Annotated in this window: 15 protein-coding genes, 1 tRNA gene, 1 rRNA gene and 1 other RNA gene; 1 reads left to right on the forward strand and 17 read right to left on the reverse strand. The window is 44.1% G+C overall.

The genetic code is table 11. The annotated features are described in order from the left end of the window. A 16S ribosomal RNA gene (locus EJ419_RS02640) occupies positions 1-128 on the reverse strand; the annotation flags it as partial. 683 nt (positions 129-811) lie between these two features. On the opposite strand from EJ419_RS02640, the gene EJ419_RS02645 reads away from it, so the two are divergent. Continuing rightward, positions 812-1588 carry a (S)-acetoin forming diacetyl reductase gene (locus EJ419_RS02645; protein ID WP_131283379.1) on the forward strand — a complete coding sequence of 259 codons (777 nt, stop codon included), beginning with the start codon at positions 812-814 and terminating at the stop codon, positions 1586-1588. A 323-nt stretch (positions 1589-1911) separates the two neighbouring features. Here EJ419_RS02645 and EJ419_RS02650 read toward each other — a convergent pair whose 3' ends face one another. From EJ419_RS02650 to EJ419_RS02720, 16 genes are all read right to left on the reverse strand, one after another. Further along, a complete protein-coding gene (locus EJ419_RS02650) occupies positions 1912-3393 on the reverse strand; it encodes an InlB B-repeat-containing protein (RefSeq protein ID WP_131283380.1) in 1482 nt (493 codons plus the stop codon). Between the two features lie 161 nt (positions 3394-3554). Beyond that, complete coding sequence (locus EJ419_RS02655) at positions 3555-4007, reverse strand: hypothetical protein (RefSeq protein ID WP_131283381.1); 453 nt, start codon at positions 4005-4007, stop codon at positions 3555-3557. Between the two features lie 116 nt (positions 4008-4123). After that, positions 4124-4279, reverse strand: coding sequence for a hypothetical protein (locus EJ419_RS08315; protein ID WP_165496206.1), 156 nt, complete (start codon positions 4277-4279; stop codon positions 4124-4126). Positions 4280-4481: 202 nt separating this feature from the next. Continuing rightward, the gene (locus EJ419_RS02660) at positions 4482-5288 is read right to left on the reverse strand and encodes a hypothetical protein (RefSeq protein WP_131283382.1); all 807 of its coding nucleotides are present in this window, start codon (positions 5286-5288) and stop codon (positions 4482-4484) included. 373 nt (positions 5289-5661) lie between these two features. Further along, a tRNA-Lys gene (locus EJ419_RS02665) sits at positions 5662-5735 on the reverse strand. A 158-nt stretch (positions 5736-5893) separates the two neighbouring features. Next, entirely contained in the window at positions 5894-7414 is a 1521-nt protein-coding gene (locus EJ419_RS02670; protein ID WP_131283383.1) for a formate--tetrahydrofolate ligase, read from the reverse strand. 65 nt (positions 7415-7479) lie between these two features. Further along, positions 7480-9006: a C69 family dipeptidase gene (locus EJ419_RS02675; RefSeq protein ID WP_131283384.1), complete on the reverse strand. Its 1527-nt coding sequence runs from the start codon at positions 9004-9006 to the stop codon at positions 7480-7482. A 54-nt stretch (positions 9007-9060) separates the two neighbouring features. After that, the gene (locus tag EJ419_RS02680) at positions 9061-10056 is read right to left on the reverse strand and encodes a lipid II:glycine glycyltransferase FemX (RefSeq protein ID WP_131283385.1); all 996 of its coding nucleotides are present in this window, start codon (positions 10054-10056) and stop codon (positions 9061-9063) included. Between the two features lie 72 nt (positions 10057-10128). After that, positions 10129-10680 carry a YbhB/YbcL family Raf kinase inhibitor-like protein gene (locus EJ419_RS02685; protein ID WP_131283386.1) on the reverse strand — a complete coding sequence of 184 codons (552 nt, stop codon included), beginning with the start codon at positions 10678-10680 and terminating at the stop codon, positions 10129-10131. A 51-nt stretch (positions 10681-10731) separates the two neighbouring features. Then, entirely contained in the window at positions 10732-11892 is a 1161-nt protein-coding gene (locus EJ419_RS02690; RefSeq protein ID WP_131283387.1) for a DNA polymerase III subunit delta', read from the reverse strand. Continuing rightward, on the reverse strand, positions 11892-12515 hold the full coding sequence (gene tmk / locus EJ419_RS02695; RefSeq protein WP_131283388.1) for a dTMP kinase: 624 nt from the start codon (positions 12513-12515) through the stop codon (positions 11892-11894). Before tmk ends, EJ419_RS02690 begins: the two co-directional genes overlap by 1 nt. A gap of 24 nt (positions 12516-12539) precedes the next feature. Continuing rightward, the gene (topA, locus tag EJ419_RS02700; RefSeq protein WP_131283389.1) at positions 12540-15410 is read right to left on the reverse strand and encodes a type I DNA topoisomerase; all 2871 of its coding nucleotides are present in this window, start codon (positions 15408-15410) and stop codon (positions 12540-12542) included. Between the two features lie 184 nt (positions 15411-15594). Further along, a complete protein-coding gene (locus EJ419_RS02705; protein WP_131283390.1) occupies positions 15595-16722 on the reverse strand; it encodes a phosphatase PAP2 family protein in 1128 nt (375 codons plus the stop codon). Between the two features lie 199 nt (positions 16723-16921). Then, an RNA gene (gene ffs / locus EJ419_RS02710) (signal recognition particle sRNA small type) lies at positions 16922-17016 on the reverse strand. Between the two features lie 69 nt (positions 17017-17085). Next, entirely contained in the window at positions 17086-19155 is a 2070-nt protein-coding gene (locus EJ419_RS02715) for an LTA synthase family protein (RefSeq protein WP_240680311.1), read from the reverse strand. A gap of 126 nt (positions 19156-19281) precedes the next feature. Next, positions 19282-20424: an inositol-3-phosphate synthase gene (locus tag EJ419_RS02720; RefSeq protein ID WP_131283391.1), complete on the reverse strand. Its 1143-nt coding sequence runs from the start codon at positions 20422-20424 to the stop codon at positions 19282-19284. Positions 20425-20646: the final 222 nt, after the last annotated feature.

Here is a 20646-nt window from a genome sequence, read left to right on the forward strand (position 1 = left end):
TAATCACGCGTTACTCACCCGTTCGCCACTCTCACCAACAAAGCAAGCTTCATTGGATCCCGTTCGACTTGCATGTGTTAAGCACGCCGCCAGCGTTCGTCCTGAGCCAGAATCAAACCCTCCACAAAAAACTTCATGAAAAAGTCGATAAACAGACTCATCAAAAAAATAAAATCAACGTTAAAAAACGCACAAAAAAAACGGACACTCATCAAACCATCACAGTACTAAAACACACAACAGTATCCTAGCGAGTATCCACTGGCATTATCAAAACATAAAAAAGTAGTACAAAACACGCTCTTGAGTTCTCAAACCACCACAACACAAACCAACACAAACCCCCAACCAGGAAGCCATGCCGTATCAGGCAGCGAATAAAAACAATACACCAAAACACCCACCACCACAACCTGCATCGTCTTAGACACTGCAATAATTAGCCTTATCGGCGTGTCTTATACCTGCGCTGATTTCCAATTCCTACTCTCAAAGCATCAATCAGTTTTCCCTCTATGCATTTTCCTACTTATTCATCTCCAACTTCCACTACTTCTATTCTTTCGTTGCTCATTCAAAATATGTCAGAATCTACTTTTCATAATCTATTACTTCCGTAGTTCGCGTACTTGTTGACTTCTCACAGACAGATAGTCCACAGTGACTATATTCAAATCACACACTGCTGTTGTATTTAGTTTTATAGACACGTACATCAGTAGCCAAGACTGTAATTCAGCTCTTATTTATCTCTTTATCTCGGTACAATTCGTTATAGCGGAATAACCGCTCATGTAATGAAGGAGTAAACATGGCAGATAAGAAAGTTGCCCTCGTCACTGGTGGCGCACAGGGTATCGGTGAAGCCACAGTACGTCGTTTGAGTGCTGATGGATTTGCAGTTGCTATCGCTGATTTGAATCTTGAGGGCGCTCAGGCTCTTGCTGATGATTTGAATGCAAACGGCGGTACTGCTATTGCAATTAAGCTTGATGTTTCAGATCAGGCTGCTGTAGATGCTGCTGTAGATGAAGCAGCTGAAAAGCTTGGCGACTTTAACGTCATCGTTAATAATGCAGGTTTGGCTCCTACTACCCCAGTAGGTACAGTAACCCCTGAGCAGTTCGATCTCGTTACTCGCGTAAACACCGCAGGTACTATGTGGGGCGTTCAGGCTGCTACTCGTAAGTTCCGCGAGCTCGGTCACGGTGGAAAGATTATCAATGCTACATCACAGGCTGGTGTTGTAGGTAACCCTAATCTCATGCTTTACTGCTCCACTAAGTTCGCTATCCGTGGTATCACTCAGGTTGCAGCTCGCGAGCTTGCTCCAGAAGGCATCACCGTTAACGCATATGCTCCTGGCATCGTTAAGACTCCAATGATGATGGATATTGCTCACCAGGTAGCTGTTAATGCTGGTAAGGATGATGAATGGGGTATGAGCACCTTCTCTAAGGATATTGCCCTTGGTCGTTTGAGTGAGCCAGAAGATGTCGCAGCTGGTATTTCCTTCTTGGCTGGCCCTGATTCTGACTACATCACAGGCCACACCCTTGAAGTCGATGGTGGCATGCAGTTCCACTGAGTTTATAGACTCAGCATTGTCTATACATTTGGGATGATTCTAGCAGCATAGTCAATGCTCTAATACAGTTCCGTCTTACTGTAGACAGTTTTGAGTTACGAAATCTCACAAATAAAGCGTTATCTGTGACAAGCAGATAACGCTTTTGCGTTTCTTTCTCACCTTAACAAACGCTTCCCTCATAAATAATATTGCTAGCTTTTGCACAAGCAAATTCTAAAAACATCACGAGTAAATTAACTCATTAATTAGTAAAATTTTACGTATAAAAATGGTTCTCTTGCATATACAAGAGAACCATTATATGAAAAGAAATGCGTAACCTATTTGCGCTGTCTACGCAGGAAAACTATTCCAGCTGCAGCGATAGCTACCGCTATAATAGCTAACATTTCTATCGCAACACCTGTGTGTGCAAGTTCGACCTTCTTTTTGTAGGACTCTGTCTTTGTCTGAGACCCCTGTACAGGCGTTGGGTTCTTTGGAACCACAGGTGTTGAAGGGTTTGGATTAGGTGTTGGCACGACTGGCTGTGGTGGTGTAACCGGCGTTGTCGATTGAGGTTCCCACTGCGCAACTAGCACTCGATGTGGCTCATCAAATGGAACTAGCACATTCGGACTTCCAGCTGCATATAACGTACCCGAGCTACGGTCTTTCCACCCAAGGAATGTATATCCCTCACGAGAAATAGCTGGTCTAGCTGTCTCGTATGCGTTATCTTCGTTCGGTACGATACGGTCATTTTCAAACTTTAAACCGAAAGTACCTAACTGCGGTGCAGGAGTGAAATTACCCCCGTTCGGATCATATGTGACTGAGTGATCCTTATCCCAAACGGCATCTAGGGTATATGTACGATCTGGATTGCTCGCAGCAAATGCAAATGATGACAAAATCGTAGGATGCCCAGGATATTTTTGTGAATTTATTGGCGATGAAGGAGATTCAAAGATACGCTTGTTGAATTGATAGCTTCCCGGCTCGTACCAAAATGCAAAACTGTACCCATCGCGCGTTGGAGCGGTTGGATAAAGTGGAACTGTTACAGAAGCGTAGTTTGTCGAAGCGGATTGGCGACGTGCCATGTCCTCAAATGGGTTACTACGAGTATATTCATGTCCATTTAACGTTCCTGAATTGGTATTGTACTTAAGATAAGCACCATACTGACCTGCAGGAGTTGGTGTAGGAGTTGGCGTCGAATCCGCCGGAATAACTTTAATTCGATAGCCTATCCATCCTAAACGTTCCAGTTCATTACCATGTGCTTCAGTTCCAAGCGTCTCAAAATGATAATAGACATTGATATAACCTTGAGTAGGTGCGACACCTGTGAATGAGTAGTTAATCGTCGTACCATTATTAGTGCCAGTTGCTAGGTTATAATCAATTACTTGCGAATCTCCATACTGATTGACACGGAAGTTCTGACGATAATCGATATCAGTACTTGGATGCATTGAAGTGTCATACCATGACTCAAAGCTTGATGAAAAACGATGAATACCATATTCGACATTTTGGCCATTAATGATTTCATCAGCTCTAAACTTATTAAAAACTCCTTCATCAGTTACGGTTTGCCCTACTTTGAGTACTATTTCGCCCAAATTAGTTTCTTGCCCGTTCGGCTGATGCTGGCTTCCAGTGGTTAAATCAAGTGTCTGATTGCTTGGAAAAACACTTTTAATAACACCAGTTTGCTCCTCAGCTCGAGCAGTAGGCGTTGCAACTAGCATCGCACATGACGTAATAATCGCTATACCCGAAATGAGGGAGATTATTAGTTTGCGAATCCTCATTATTCCTCTTCTTCCTTCGCTATACCTCTTGGTACATCTTTATCTATTCTTTGTAACCTATTATATTCTCGGTTACTAGTTCCTCATAAAAAGTGCCAGATACTTATTAGGTATCCAGCACTCAATATAACGATAGTTACTCGTTTAGCAAGTAACACATGTTACGCAATCTTCTTACGAACTACCAAAGCAGCACCAGCAATTGTTACAAGTGCAGTAGCAATAGCAATACCTGCTACAGAAGTACCTGTCTTTGCAAGCGCCTTAGGCTCTTCAGGCTTTGGAGTTGCAGGAACTACTGGCTGTGGCTGAGGAGTTGGAGTAGGTGTTGGCGTTGGAGCAGCGACTCGCTGAACGCGAATTACTGTATTTGCTCCGATTGCATCGCGATTTGCTGGATTATTAGCATCAACCATACCTGTTGCTTCATTGTATCCATACACTGTCTGTCCAGGAACAATTTCGTATCCTGTAGGAACTGCAGGCAAAGAAGTTGCAATTACACGAGAAATATTCGTAGTGTCATTGTCATAACGCTTTGTCGCAACGACATTGCCATCTTGATCTACAAGCTGGATAGAGCCCAAGTTGAGCAATGGAACTTCGCAGACCAAATCAACAGGTCCGTCAGTTGGATCTACATAGAATGCAGGAAGCTGCGTAAAGTGCGAATAATATCCTACAAATTGTGGACGGAAAGTTATAGGAGCTTCCGCGATTCCAGACCCAGTTATAGGACCTGTGTATGGCTGATTATTATCCTGACGAACACATGTAAAGTTTCATCCGCCATTGCATGCTGTGGCATAGCTACGAACACTGCACCTGAAATAAACAACGCTGCAAGAGCTGCAAGCACAACCCTCAAAGAGTTTCTCTTCATCATTTTATCCTCTCTCTATCAATGAACAGGAATAAGCAAGCTTTCCCTGTTTGTTCCTAAGTATAGGCGCATATCTATACAACCCTACAAAAAACTATCTGTAGGATTTCATATATTTCACAACAGCATACATAAAAATACATAAAAGCATGCGATCCCTTTGAAGAGACACACATGCTTTTAATAATCATTCAACAAACAGTTGCTATGCCATTTTCTTTCGAGCAATCATGACAACACCCGCTAAGACAGCAATCACCGAGATCCCCATGATCTCAACTACAGAAGACCCTGTCTTTGCAAGTTCAGGTTTTTTAGGATCTTCTGGCTTCACTGGCTCAGGGTCAGATTGAGGCTCAGGCTGAGGCTCTGGCTGGGGCTGCGGAGTTGGAGTAGGAGTCGGCGTTGGCTGAGGTTGCGGCTGTGGTTGTGGCTCAGGCTGCGGATCTGTAGAAATTCTACGAACAGCAATATCTGTGTTCTGTCCTACCGCGCGTGCATTCGAAGGGTTATTAGGATCAACGGTTCCCGCTGAAGTATCATAGCCGTAAACAACCTGGTTAGGAACTATTTCATACCCTTGTGGCAATGATGGTAGCGCAGTTGTAGCAGCACGCGAAGGATCCGAACTATCATTCTCATATTTCTTTTGTGCAACTACATTACCGTCTGTATCCACAAAGCGAATACGACCCAGTGACGAATATACTACATCACAAACAATATGATGATATGGATTGTCTGGATCAATATTTACTGCAGGCGCTGAAACATCGAGAGTGTAATTTCCATTTAATACAGGTGAAGGCGCTACTGGTAATGTGCTTCCAGTAGTAGGATTTACATACTCTTGACGAGGCTCAATGATTTGATCATTCTCGTCAGCAATCCAGCAACGTGCCGGTCCTGCGACCTCAGCTGCAACAGCATTCTTAGACGTAAAGCATAACGACACAGTAGCAATCACGATAGCCGCAATTCCTGCAGTAAACTTTAAGGTCTTTGTCTGCATGACAAAACCTCCCCATTCTTCTTCTTGTTACTTAGTAATTCTTGTGTAATTCGTATTAGTTCGTATGTGTTTGTACTTCTATGATTTTTTAATATCTACAGAAAATTAGAAAAAATAAGTATTACTTTATGTATTTTACACAACTACTTGTTTTAAACTTCAATTTTATGCCATGTTTTTTGATAATGTTATACAAATCACAATAAATGTGAAGACCCAGCTTTATGACGCAAATACCATGAAAAATGCAGTTACTGTAATTCTTACGCCTCCCGCTTATCTTTATCACATTAGATATTATGAGAACCGCGCCTGTGCAAATTCATATCGCTAATGCAAAAAGGTCTTCCACAGAAGTGGAAGACCTTAGCTGTGCCCCCTCAGGGACTCGAACCCTGGACACGCGGATTAAGAGTCCGCTGCTCTAACCAACTGAGCTAAAGGGGCATTGCGTAACCGCAACGTGTTATAACTATACTCAACAATTTCATGAGCGCAAATTCGACACGCCGATTTCTATAAAAATCAATCAGAGGATTGAATCTACGCTCAGTAACTACTCAGCACAATTATGGCTTATTCTGTAATTATTGGACAGTAATTGCCTACACGATCTTTGGCATTGGGGTCGTCAAAGACGTCGTCACATTAACATGAACAAGTCCCGCCCCCGCATGTACTTCGACTTTCTTCAACGTGACTGTACGCTCAGATTCAGGTGCTGCATCATTATCAGTCATCGTTGCTGGAGATTTCACTGGTAGCACAGCCAGGGAATCAAAATCGATTCCGACCTGTTCAGCACGTTGCTTTTCTTCAGACAAAATTTGAGCAAATCCATCTTTCTCAATAACTCGATCAGACGGAACACCATATGCCTTCTCGCAAATCCATGTCACTGTATCCATAAAGTCACGAGATAAATTACTGTCTGGACGAATCGAACCATCAGCATTATTTACTACATCGATGAACTCATCAAGTTGGGCAACAAGACCTTCTCCACCATCACGCCATAAATTACCAGCTATTGGATTCCTAAATCCAAGTTCAGCAGCAGTTTGACGCAACTGTGGCACCTCGCCATCTTCCCCCTCCCACAAATTAATCATTGGGAAGGAAGCAATACCTAGCTCTTCAAGACGATTAACAGCAAATGGATAACGCCATTGAAGCTGCGGATCGTCTCGCCATGTAGTTGCACGCGTAACCACAACAGCAGCAGCAGGCCACTGAGCACCGAATTCTCGTGAAGCTATATCAAGCCACTTTTGTCCACCTGCATCAGCTCCATATCCTGCTTCCACTACGACGACATCATGGAGAGCACATGCCATATCGACAGCAGTAAGACCAGGAATCCCGAGCGATACGTTGCCAAATGGTCCGCAATGAATATATACAGGAGAGCCTTCACCGCTCTCCATATAAGCAGGCTGCACAGCATTTCCGATAACGCGAATAATGCGTTCCACATCCACGAAATCTTTTACTTGAACGGGAGCCCCTGTTTCAGGAGCAGTTCCGGCGATCATATTGCCCACACGTTCAGCAATTTCTTCTACCGACCGAGATAGCGTAACGATTTGCATCATTTCGCTTGCTGGAGTCAATACAAAACGCTCTGCAAGCTTTCCACCATCAACTCTCACTGAGCGCAATGAACGACTTGGAGTTTCAGAAACCCTTGGTATGAGGATATCTGAAAGGATTCCATCATCGACAGCCTTCTCGCAGAAAGCTACGAGAAGATTCTGCGCATCGGCGATACGAGCCATCTCGCCTGTTAGACCCCAATCAGCAATTTCAGGATGAGAAAGCGTCGACTTTCCACCGCCTGAAGCGCCACCTTTCGAACCAGCAGCCGTAATTCCCATACTTGGCTGACGAAGTACTGCTGCAGCATCAACACCACGACGCCTCAGAGCATCAATAAGAGCAATTGTTGTAGTTGTTTTACCCTCACCGCGTGATGCTTTAAGCGGTGTCGAAGCAGTAACGAGCACGACTTTCCCCTGCTTAAATTGTTCAGGGGATTGCTTCACCCTGCTAAGGAAACCGATGGCATCAATCTTGTCGATTTCACCGAACGTGTAGGTAAAATCCTTGAGTTCTGAAGTTATCATTACTCTTCTCCAATCCTAAACAGGGCGACAGCTTCTAGCAGCGCTTTGGTTAAAGTATTGCTAATTTAATTATCCGACATTGAGAAGGCATTTTTCATGCTCATGCTTGTGGTGTACAACACTTTTGACAATACGTCATTAGTTTCACGCTGGACCATATCGCACACTGCTTGATTTGCCGTTTCCAAAATCGTCCGAACGCGCTTATCTTCAGTTGTGTTAACCGATTCCTCGCCTTCAGCCTTCGCAAATGCTGCAATTTTCTTATCAGTATCAATAACTGTTGCTACTCCAGCAGCTCCAGTTTTTTGAGCATAACGTTCAATGTGTGCTTGATTGTCATGGAAACGCGCATCGGCAAGAGCACCAATAACCCGATTTGCCCAGTAGAAGTTATGTGCTGTATCCACAACTTCTGTCGTTCCGGTCAAATATGCAGGAATAGTGTCAACATTGGTGAAAATAGGAACAAATGTATTAAATGGATTTGATCCGAAGGCTGTCCATTGAATCGCCTTAGAAGCTTCAGGAACATATGGTCGAATCTGAATCGCGCACAAATCGCAGTTCCTGTTGATTCCCACAGTACGGAACTGACCTCGAGTTGCTTCTGTTCCATTCTTGCTATATGGATCATACACAGTTCCTTGGTAATGGTTGCTCAACGCATATTTAACATCCTCGATAGTAATCTTGCGCTCTGGTTGACGAGCCCATGGAATGTCATCGCTCATTGGGGTATGTAGTGCCTGGGCAGAGTCCCAATCTTCATCATAAGGATTAAAGAAACGCTGAATCCACCATGCGCGCGGTGTATTGTACACATGATCAGCATCGGAGTGTGAACCGAAAGCTGTACGAGGGTTGAACGCAGATACTTGCTCGACTGCAAGATCGAGATAATTGTCCTCGATAAATTCACGAAGATCAGCAGAGCACATATGCTCTTCTTGATCACCAAACGCATCTTCAAGATCGAATTCATCAATTCCAAGCTGATTTGGCATGACCACATATGAATCATCTGGTACCCGCTTGGCGATCCAATGATGCCCACCAATAGTTTCTAACCACCAGATTTCATTCTCATCACTGAAAGCAATACCGTTCATCTCGTATGTGCCGTATTTTTCAAGCAGCGATCCTAAGCGCTCAACACCCTCACGTGCCGAAGAAATATAAGGCAAAACAATCGTAAGCATATCTTCTTCGCCTATGCCCCCTGGAATTTCAGAATTGCCATCTTTCGCAGGGATGAGCTCAACCAAAGGATCAGCGCCCAATACGCGCTCGTTGGAAGTAAGAGTTTCCGTAGCGCTCATAGCTACATTCAAGTCATTGACCCCGTGCTCTGCCCATAAGCCATTCTTGAGCAATGCATCAGGAACGCTGGTATAGCGCATCGGATTATCAGGAAGCTCAATTTCCACATGGCTAATAACGCTTTTATAGTGACGTGGCTGGTCTTGAGTATGAACTACTTTGAACTCTTTTTCAGTAAATTCGCCATTTGATGAATCCTCATTACGAGCAATAATAGTTGATCCATCGTAGCTTGCATCTTTACCTACCAAAATAGTTGTGCATGGCATAATAGATACTCCTTGTAAAACGGGTGTATTGAATTTTCGATTTATTTCTAACGTCTATTCGTTAATCTGTTTTTGCGCATTATTACGAGTATTGTATCGAGAACGTACACGCATAGCAGTATTCCACAATCCTGTAAGTGGATTAAGCGCATAATCATACGATCCGATCCATTGAGTCTGCCCGCCAGTAAAGAGCAATTTAAAATCACTAATACCATCATTAAGCAGACCATTTAAGTCGTAGATATGAGTTCCCTTGTCCATCGCAGCCTTGATCGCTGTCCACTTCAGTAGGAAGTTCGCTCTCATACGCTTTCCTTCATCATTAACCGCTCCCCATAATTCAAAGGCAGTATCAACGGTAGTCACATTCCACAAGAAAGCTACGATACGATCTTCAACTTCGGCTACAAACAGCTGACTTACGCCTTGGAGGGTATCAAAGGCTTCGCTATAAAATTCATCATCGTGAATCGCAAAACCATCGGCACGTGCTGTGTCATGATAAATAGCCAAGATTTCAGGTAAATCTTCTTTACGTGCTGGACGGCATGTAACTCCATCTCGACCAGCTTTACGAATATATTGCCGCGCCTTCTTCGAATGAATACTACGCATTACTTCATCTTCCGACATATCAAGATTCATAATGCCTGTAGTAGAAAGAAGCACGTGTGGAGAAGGCTTCCATGAACGGGACAAATGAGCACTTTCTACAGCAGGGTCAATTTTTACCGCTACTGCTTTTGTATTTTGCGCACACCACGCGGCAACAGCATCAGCAACTGCTGGCAGATACGAATTATCACTGACAATTGGCCCACGTGGCACATAGCACAGTTCTCGGAAAGGGAATGGCAAAGTACGCACTAAGATCTGAGCCGCTCCTACAAGTTTATCGCCTTCTCTCACTTCGATGTGATGAGCAGTCCATGGTCCTGTTTTACTTTTGAGTTCACCCCATTGCCACGATTGCATTGGATGGCCTTCCAAGACGGACATAATCTCATCCCATTGCTGAGCCGTTTCGACGATATTAGTGCTAAGCATAATCCTCCGATGTTAGCTATTTTCTGTTTACTGTATCTACTATCTAGTTATCTCAAGTATGTTAGCGGCACATTACGCGCGTGAGCTTAAATAAATCTCGCCATAATCAATCACAACATCTGTACGAAATACTGCATTGCGCAACTGATTCAGGTAGAATCCCTCTTCAAAACCCTCAAGAGGCTCAGCTGTACCATAAACGCATAATTTATAATCGTGTGTCTTATCTGGAGGTTGTGGACCATTGTAACGTCTCGTCACTAGAGGATTCGTTTGTCCGGCAATCTTGCCAAGAGACGAGTTTGCTCCCTGAACAGCTTCAGGAATAAGAGACGGAAGATTCTTCGAAAAATCTGCTGGTATCTGCAGTGCGTGAGAATCATTAAAATCAAACATTAAAGCTTCCACAGGCACATTTGCAACCGCCCAATGGATCCACTGATGACCACATACAGGAATCGCATCATCATCAACGAATTCCCAATGCAGATAGCGTACAGAAGGATTCATTCGATCGATATAAAACGGGAAAGACGTCGTCGGATAGCCATCGGTTTTATGCTCGGCAGGCGCAAACTTACCGTATTCATCAGGAATTTGAGTAAAGTCAGCAGAAATTTTCATATATCCAGTATGTCATAACGCGCGGAGCTTGAGGTAGCAAATTTTTTAATCTTATGCATACGTAAGAGAAGTTAAAAGAGCTTCCAAAGCCAACAAAATTGGAGTATTGCCAGCAATTCGCCTACGAGCAACATCAATGCACTCAACCGCGTCAATTGCTTGTTGTCGATTGACGCGTACAGATAATTCTGCGATTTCCTGCGAGAACTCTTGATTGATTAACCCACTGACGAGTTCAGCACCATTATGAATCACAGCTATATCACGATATACGCTAGCTATCGTTGTTAACGCGCGATCTACTACATCGCGAGTCAGACGAGTCACTCGCCGATTGACCTCTTCCTTCTTGCTCAACGCGTTATACTGCGAACGAAGAGATGAATCAATCGAATCTTTCGGACCTAAGCCATTCGCACGTCTAAATTCCTCTTGCTCCTTCTCGACTTGCGATTCGATGCTCGCTTGCGCTTGTTCATGAGCAGAAGTAAAGATGCTATCAGCAAGCAATACTGCTTGGGAAGAACGTGTCATCGATACTAGATTATCAACGATATCGTTGCGCATACGCATTGCCTCGGGTTGGCGAGCATACAATCGCGCTATCCCGATATGACCTTGCGCTAAACGAGCATATTGTTTTGCTTTATGCTCATCCACACCGGTTGTTTCCTGTAAAAATTGCGCGACATCATTCAACGCTGGAACAGCCAGCGTAACAATTCGTGTACGTGACCGAATTGTAGGCAATACGTCCTGCGCGGATGGAGCACACAAAAGCCAAATAGTATGTTCACTTGGCTCTTCAATATCCTTAAGCAAGACATTCGTCGTACGTTCACTCATGCGATCAACATCTTCAATAATGATGATGCGCCATGGTGACAGTGCCGGCATTTGCTCAGACGTGGTCATAATTTCACGTACCTGATCGATAGTAATACTGACACGATCCGTGGTAACAGTAGTCACATCAGGATGTGTGCCAGCTTTAATCATCCTGCATATATCACATTCTCCACAACCGCCCTGAGGACAATTAAGCGCCATAGCAAATGCTTGAGCCACCCGCGACCGTCCAGAACCAGCTGGACCGCATATAAGCCATGATTGTGCGATGTCTCGAGGAGAACGCGCTACACGAGACAGTAATTCAACGACAGGCTTTTGCCCAACGATTGAGTTCCACACAGAAGGTACGGTTTGAGCCATTACTGCAAATCCTCTAAATCAAGCTGTTCGATATCAGACTGAATTTGCATCCACACTTCCTCAATGCTTTGAGATGCATCAATGACACGGCAACGCTTTGAATCTGCTTGGGCGATATCTAAGAAAGCTTGCCGGGTGCGTTCGAAAAATAGTTCACCTGCGGACTCGAGGCGATCAGGTTCACCAGTTAGGCGCAACCGCGATTGCTCATAACTCAGATCCAAAATATATGTGCGCTTTGGCCATAAATCACGAGTAGCGAACTGCGAAAGCATACAAATATGATCTTCCGTCAATTCGCGTCCACCAGCTTGATACGCAATCGAAGAGTCGATATAGCGATCGGATATAACTACACTTGCCTCATCTAATGCAGGCTGAATCACCGTCGCTACATGGTGCGCCCTATCAGCAGCATAGAGCAATGCTTCAGCACGAGCATCCACATCACCGCCGTGCAAAAGCATCTGACGAATCTGAACACCAAGCTCAGTTCCCCCCGGCTCACGTGTAGTTATTACCCGCCGACCGCGTGATTGAAAATACTCTTGGAGCTTCTTGACTTGTGTACTTTTGCCGACTCCATCTACTCCTTCAAAAGAGATAAAGAGACCTTGTGCCATACTTGAATCCCAGCCCTATCGTATCTACTTAGAAGTAGTTCGTGATGTAGAAGACGAAGAAGTTTTCTTTGCAGCATTTCTCGTTGCCGTACTTTTCTTCGTAGTTGTCTTCCTTGTAGTGGTTTTCTTAGTCGCAGACTTAGCTGTAGTTGCGCTTTTCTTCGTTCCTCGAGTAGACGCGCTTTTAGCCGAGCGACGACGCTTAGTAGGGCCCGCTGCTCGCTTTTCAGCAAGCAACCGGAAAGCTTCAGCTGGCTCTATAGACTCTGGAGTGTACTGCTTCGGAAGTGTGCGATTCGTTTCGCCATCCGTAATATAAGCTCCATAGAAGCCGTCTTTGATAGTGACATTCTTACCATTATCTGGATCAGCACCCAATTCACGAAGAGGTGGCTTAGCAGCTCCCCTTGCGCGACGACCATATTTTGGTTGTGCATAAAGTTCTTTAGCTTGTTCCACAGTAACAGTAAAGATTTCGTCTTCAGACGATAGCGAGCGCGTTTCAGCTTTACCGTCTATACCTGTCTTTGTAAGGTATGGGCCGTAACGACCGTTATTCGCAAGAATTTCTACATTCTTGCTCTCCCCGGTCTTGTCATCTTTCTCTTCGATAGTTCCTACTACACGTGGAAGGTCAAGAAGTTTAACAGCATCTTCCAAGGTGAGAGCATCTGGGGTCATTGTCTTGAACAATGAGGCCATCTTAGGCTTATTTGCCTTATCTATCTTTTCGTCACCAGTAGGAATTGCAGTGAGCGCCACGTACGGACCAAAACGACCATTGCGCACTTCGATAGTTCCACCCGTTTGCGGATGCACGCCTAATACGCGCGGACCACCCGAATTATTATCAATTAATTCGCGACCAGCTTCGACAGTAAGCTCGTCAGGAGCCATAGTATCAGGCAGGCTCGCTCGCTTTGGTTTTCCTTCCCTATCAAGATGAAGTGAATCTTCAAGATAAGGACCGTATCGTCCCACTCGTACTGCTAAACCATCACCGATATCAATAGTGTTAATTTCTCGCGCGTCAATATCGCCGAGTTGTGCAACTTGAGCTTGTAATCCTTGATGTGCTTCTTGAGCAGATCCAGCAGAATGTTCACCATCACCAAAATAGAAACTCGTCAACCATTCACGGCCAGTTTCATTACCTTGCGCAATCTTGTCAAGGCCGTTTTCCATTTGTGCAGTAAATGCATAATCTACATACTGTGGGAAATTTTGTTCAAGAAGTTTAACGACAGCGAATGCTAACCACGATGGGATGAGAGCACGTCCACGCTCATACACATAGCCTCTATCAATAATTGTTGAGATAATGCTAGCGTATGTCGATGGACGACCAATTTCTTTCGCTTCCAAAGTTTTTACTAAGGATGCTTCCGTATAACGCGCTGGCGGATGTGTCTCATGCGATTGTGGTTGCACTTCCTGTGCGGTGAGCATATCGCCTTGTGACAATGGGGGAAGCACAGCATTATTATCGTCATCTTGTGTGTCAGAACGTGAGCTAGTTCCTGCAAACGCGCCTGTAGCTACAGTGAATCCAGGAAAATCAATAACCGTTCCACTAGCCTGAACGATAGCAAGACCATACTTGCCAGAATCTGCACTTAATCGGATAGTAGCTGTAGATCCGGTAGCATCAGCCATTTGTGATGCTAATGTGCGACGCCAGATAAGCGTATACAATTTCAGCTGGTCGGGAGGAAGAACGGTGCTGAGCTCTGCAGGGTTTCTAAAGTGTGCTCCAGCAGGACGAATTGCCTCGTGAGCTTCTTGAGCCCCAGCACTACGAGTAGCGTACTGCTTTGGTTTCTCGGACAGATATTTCTCTCCCCATTCGTGAATAACACCTTCACGAGCTGCTTGAATTGCTTCCTGTGACAGGGTCACCGAATCAGTTCGCATGTAAGTAATATAACCATTCTCATACAAACCCTGAGCAGCACGCATCGTTGAACGAGATGACATACCGAGTGCATTACCTGCAGCTTGCTGCATCGTCGAAGTAGTAAATGGCGGCAATGGTCGACGAGTATATGGCTTAGTTCCCACAGATTCGACGACGAAATCGCTGTTCGTTAAGGCGGTAGCTAATTCTTGAGCCACTGCTTCATCGACAACAGTTACGTTTTCTTTTCGCGCTGACTGTGTAAGTTGTCCAGCATCATCAAAATCTTTTGATCCAGCCACACGTGATTGTCCGAGCTGAATCAATCGCGCAGTAAAACCATTACTTACACCGTTGGATTCCCCATTAAATTGAGCAGTAATATCCCAGTATGACGATTTTACGAAAGCCATGCGCTCTCGTTCACGTTCAACGATTAAACGTGTAGCCACAGATTGCACACGGCCTGCAGAAAGACCCGTACGTACTTTTCTCCACAATACCGGTGACAATTCGTAACCGTACAAACGATCAAGTACGCGTCGAGTTTCCTGCGCGTCAACCATATGAGCATCTACATCACGCGTATTGCTCAATGATTGTGTAATTGCTGATTTGGTTATCTCATGAAAAACCATGCGCTTAACAGGAACTTTTGGCTTGAGTGTCTCCACGAGATGCCACGCAATAGCTTCACCTTCGCGGTCCTCATCAGTTGCGAGAAAAACTTCATCAGCATTTTTCAATGCACTCTTAAGTTCAGAAACTGTTTTTTTCTTATCGGCACCAACGATATAGTATGGCTTGAAACCATCATCGACATCCACGCCAAACTTACCAAATTTGTCCTTAGCGCTAGCCGGAATCTCAGATGGTTGTGCAAGATCACGAATATGCCCGACCGAGGCTAGTACTGTGTATTCATCGCCCAAATAACCGCCAATTTTCCTCGCCTTTGTAGGAGACTCAACGATAACGAGCTTACTTCCTTTTGCCACGATTACACCTCATCTTAATCGGCTAGTATCTTGCAGAGAACAAGATACCTCTGTTCATTATTATGCACACTCCCCCGTCCAGCGCATAATTTTCTACACATTGTGGACAACTGTATCTACGAAAATTGACGAAAATTTACGAATATTCACGCATTCTCAGTAAGAAATTAGTGACTACTCGGATTTAAAATTCTCGCGTATGTGAAGAAACTGGAGGAGCTGGTGGCGCTCCTACAAGTCCAAGACGGCTTAACGGCGCGGCCGTAACCTGTCGAATTGCCAGCACACACCCGTATAAAAAGCTGCTCATTCCCACGATTAATGCGAATGTGGAATACAGTCCACTCACCGTTAAATCTTCTGGCTGATACTGAACCACAGGGTAGATCTGCGAAACAATATATGTACCGTAAGCAGCGCTAGCCAAGCCAAATACGATAAGAATAGTCGAAACGATTTGAACACTTATACTCGATTTGCGCGTTCCAGGCTCATCCATTCCCGATGCGCGTGTAAAAGCCATTGCGATAAGTCCCAATGACCCCACCAACATTATTGAGGTCAAAGGATCCGTTGGTCGATGCCATCCATCATAGATAACCATGATTCCCACCATTGTTGTAAAAATCATTGACCATAAGGACGCTATTGCTCTGAGTACTCGTGGCATTCCCATGACTAATGCAACGCCCGCAATCATAGTCAATGCTGTATGTCCAGAAGGAGCAGAATTCGCTGGGTTTGGCATCAAAGAATCAAATACTGGACGTGGTAGAAGCCTTTTCAAACTATACGAAGCCGCGAAAGCTACGGCGATAAAGACGATGATTATACCGAAAGTATAAAAACGCTTTCGTGCTATTACAGTGATAAGAGAAAGAGCAATCATCGTAATACTTATAGCGATAATCACTATAGAGTTCGTAAAAATAACTGGCATATATGTGTCTACGTTCGGGTACACGCTTCCCATTTGAGACCACATCCAGTCATCAAAATATTGTCCTGACTGCGTCCATACGCCTACATAATACACAACTGCGGTCGAAAGAAGACCTATAATTCCCAGTATGATAGCCCATACGACTGAGCTAACCCGTGGATGTGTTGCTAAATATTGGTCAGATCCGCGGTCAATACGCACAGTGAACGTACGCTCCGAGGATGCCTTCTCAGATATTTTTTTGGAAATTTTTCCAGAGGATAACTTTTCAGGCATTTTTTCCCCAGAGTCAACTTTTTCAGACAATACGTCTTGCATAGAGCTTTCTTGTGACGAGTAATCTGGTAAAAAATTCTTATCATCTGCCATGTTTGTAGACAATAGTCCCTTTCCTCACGTCTTTTAAGTATTTTGGACAATCACCACGTAATATGAACAACTCTCCTGCTGTGATACGCAGGAGTCCTTACCTTGGTGTTGACAGGCTCAGGTATTTCGTAGCTTCTTTAAATTGTTTTACGTTATTTGCTGAAATCCATAAATTCAGATGCATAATCTTAAGAAAAGTAAAGAAAACTCTCACGTACCCGACAGAGGCCACTTACCCTTGCTGCATTCCTGCCCTGGGGGAGTTGGGTGACATATCGCCACGTGAGAGCAATCTTTAGTGTACACTACTCTTTCGAACTGTGCCAGCGTGTGTCTGTTTTACACACTTCATTATCCGCCTTGCTACTGCTTGACACTCATGAAATCAAGATTCTTGAGATATTGATTTCCAGCGGTAACGTCGTACTGGATGAGTTTATAGTCCTCAAGTAGCTGCTTTGTCTCCTTATCTGCATGCGATACATCAATATATAATCCTTGATTATCAACATAGAGCGCCTGACCCTCAGGGATACGTGTCCATCCTTGAATTTTGTTAACTACCGCTGGTTCCATTGCTGGTACCTTAGCATGCAGCTGCCCAAGGAATGCCACGAATGGACTCACCTTTGCATTCATGTGCTCGGATAATTGAGCAGCAAAGAAGTTCGGCGATGTATACGCACTATTCGTCGCGCTCTCACCAGCTGCACGATTATCAATTCCAGATGCTTTATTTGACCAGATGAAGTAATCCGACTCATGTAACGCCAAGGAATTGTTCTCATCTTTAGCCGCTGTCTTATATACACCCGGCAAATGATCACCGTAAAAGACGACTGTAATTGGACGATCCAATGCATCTAATTCATCCAAGAATTCTTGGGTGTAATCATCAGTATATTCAGCTCCCTTAGCAAAAGTCTCAATAGCACTCTTTTCTTTTGCTGGAAGTGGGGTACCCGTTGTACTCTCGACGGTTATTTCATTATTCGGGTAATAATTGTTATACGGCATATGATTTTGCATAGTTGCTACCTGATAGAAGTAACTTTGCCCAGCCTTGTCTTTCTTCAAGGAATTCAAAACTGCCGTATACGTCGATTTGTCAGAAACGTATGGTGACGTCCCCAATTTATCTTGTGGAGAAATAATATCAGGTGGCTTAAGAGTCCAGAATTGCGAGAATCCAAACTTCTTATAGTTAACATTTCGCGAATACATATTTGGCATATATGGATGGAACGCATACGCATTACTATCATTCCACAACTGGTTAAATGTCGGAGTCCACTTAGCCCCCGGAATAAGCTGCTGATACGGCGAGCTTAACGACGGAGCGAAGTTCACAAGTGACATACCCGACAATGCCATATATTCGAGATTTGCTGTACCGCCACCATAACCGGATGAAAGCATCAATCCCGATGTCGTTGAATTCTTAATTGCACGAATCTTTGGCATTACATCTTTATTGAGCTTAATTCCAGGAACACGTGCCGGATCGGAGAAGGATTCTGAAAGTACATAGATAACTGTCGAATCATTCACTTCTCGCGAACGAGAGGCATTAAGCGTTGCCGCACTCTTGCTGTAGCGCGTAGCGACTTCTTCCATCGTTTTTTGAGAATAATTTGTCGGCCTATCCATAATTTTTGGATTAACCAAGCGAGCAAAACCGATAGCCGTTCCATTCTTTTGAGCATCAATCTTGGAATCCCATAGTTTTGGTGAATCACCAAAATACGTAATAAGTGTATTTGACCACGATCCAATCGACGCCATAGACATAACGAATGCGGCAAGAAATGCCATTGCTAGGACGGCTGCCATGAGACGTGATACCCAACGGATTGCTACATTTTTCGTATATACAACCCCTCGGCGTGTATCACGATGACCTAAGATCATTGAAATTGCTGTGGTAATAATAATCAAAAGCAACGCACCAGTGATAATTGCCACTGCATCATCTGGTAACCATGATGTCAGATCTCCAGCATTTCCGCCAGATATAAAGTTCATATCAGCTGGAACGATTGTCTCGGATCGGCTCACCATTTTGAATCGTTCCGCGACTGTTATGATAATGCTCATATCAATAAATAATTGCGAAGCAAACCAGAAACGATTCGTAAGCATAATCAATATGAAATATACGATTGCAAGAATAAAGAATTCATTAATAGGAACTTTATTGCCTGTTGTAACAATTTGCCATACGAATCCGAATGAATTCCATACTTCATTTTCAAGATTCACACCCCACTGCAGGATAATAACTACAGCAGTGTTGATGAAGAAAAACCACACGAGATATGACCATGTGGAATACTCATGGCGACTTAGCATTGTCTTAAACCACGATGAGGCTACATTCTTTTTTTCTGTACCTGTTTTAGCAGTGCTCATCTGAGTTCTTTCTACCTTCATTACTTACACACTACACTCACAGTCAGCTATAGAAAAGCGCAAGGTCACTCTATTGAATGACCTTGCACCAAACAATCACGTTCACATGCAAACTGTAAAAGTCGCGACACTATAGCTGTTTATAGTTTAAGCGTGCCACACGTCTTTTCCGCGAGCCTGAGCCGAAGCAACATCCGCATTGAGCTGATCCTCATTTGCTTCTACCTCGCCCGCGATGAACTTCTCAACGAGTTGACGAGCTTCATTATCTTCATGCTGAACTGCTGGAGACTTCATAAAATACGAGCTTGGAGCCAAAATTGGTCCGCCCAATCCACGATCTAGCGCAATCTTTGCAGCTCGAATTGCATCAATAACTACGCCTGCTGAGTTTGGTGAATCCCATACTTCAAGTTTGTATTCAAGATTAAGAGGAACATCACCGAAAGTTGTTCCTTCCAGGCGAACAAAAGCAAATTTACGATCGTCAAGCCATGCCACGTAATCAGATGGTCCAATATGCACGTTTCTATCTTCCATCTCGTGAGGAACGATAGATGTTACGGCACGAGTCTTAGAAATCTTCTTAGACTCAAGACGATCGCGCTGAAGCATATTCATAAAGTCCATATTGCCACCGACATTGAGCTGATACGTGCGCTCTACACGTACTCCTCGGTCTTCGAAAAGACGTGCCAATGTGCGGTGAGTAATGGTTGCACCCACCTGGCTCTTAATATCATCACCGACAATTGGTACACCTGCATCGCGGAACTTTTGTGCCCATTGAGGATCAGAAGCAATGAATACTGGCAGGCAATTGACAAACCCACATCCTGCTTCCATAGCGGCAGTTGCATAGAATTTATCAGCTTCCTCAGAGCCTACTGGCAAGTAAGAGACAAGAACATCAACTTTCTTATCCTTCAATACTTGCGCTACGTCTACTGGCTGAGCGTCAGATTCCTCAATCATTTGACGATAATATGTACCTAATCCATCATGAGTAGGACCCCTCAAGACTTCCACTCCAAGATGTGGCACATCGCTAAACTTATATGTGTTGTTCTGAGAAGCGAAGATCGCCTCGCTTAAATCAGTGCCCACTTTTGCTGCATCAACATCGAATGCTGCTACGAATTCGATATCGCGGATTCGATAACCGCCGAAGTTCGCATGCATAATTCCTGGAATTTTATCATCATCATGAGCATCGTGATAGTACTGAACGCCTTGAACGAGCGACGAAGCGCAGTTACCAACACCTGCAATTGCAACGCGAATAGTCATTATTCATCCTTAAATTGTCGACTGCAAGTAAAACTTACCTTTCATATAACCGTACTCTGCACTCATGATATAGCACAACTTTTTAATCAATTTTTCTCTCCATCACATCGTTAATGCACGCTCAGAGTGAACTTTTTACTCTGTCATCATTTGCAATGAGGAAATAACCTACAAAAGGCTTAATTTCAACGTTTCGCACTATATATCCCCATGCCGCAGGTG

This window comes from Alloscardovia theropitheci (assembly GCF_004332295.1).
GTDB lineage: Bacteria > Actinomycetota > Actinomycetes > Actinomycetales > Bifidobacteriaceae > Alloscardovia > Alloscardovia theropitheci.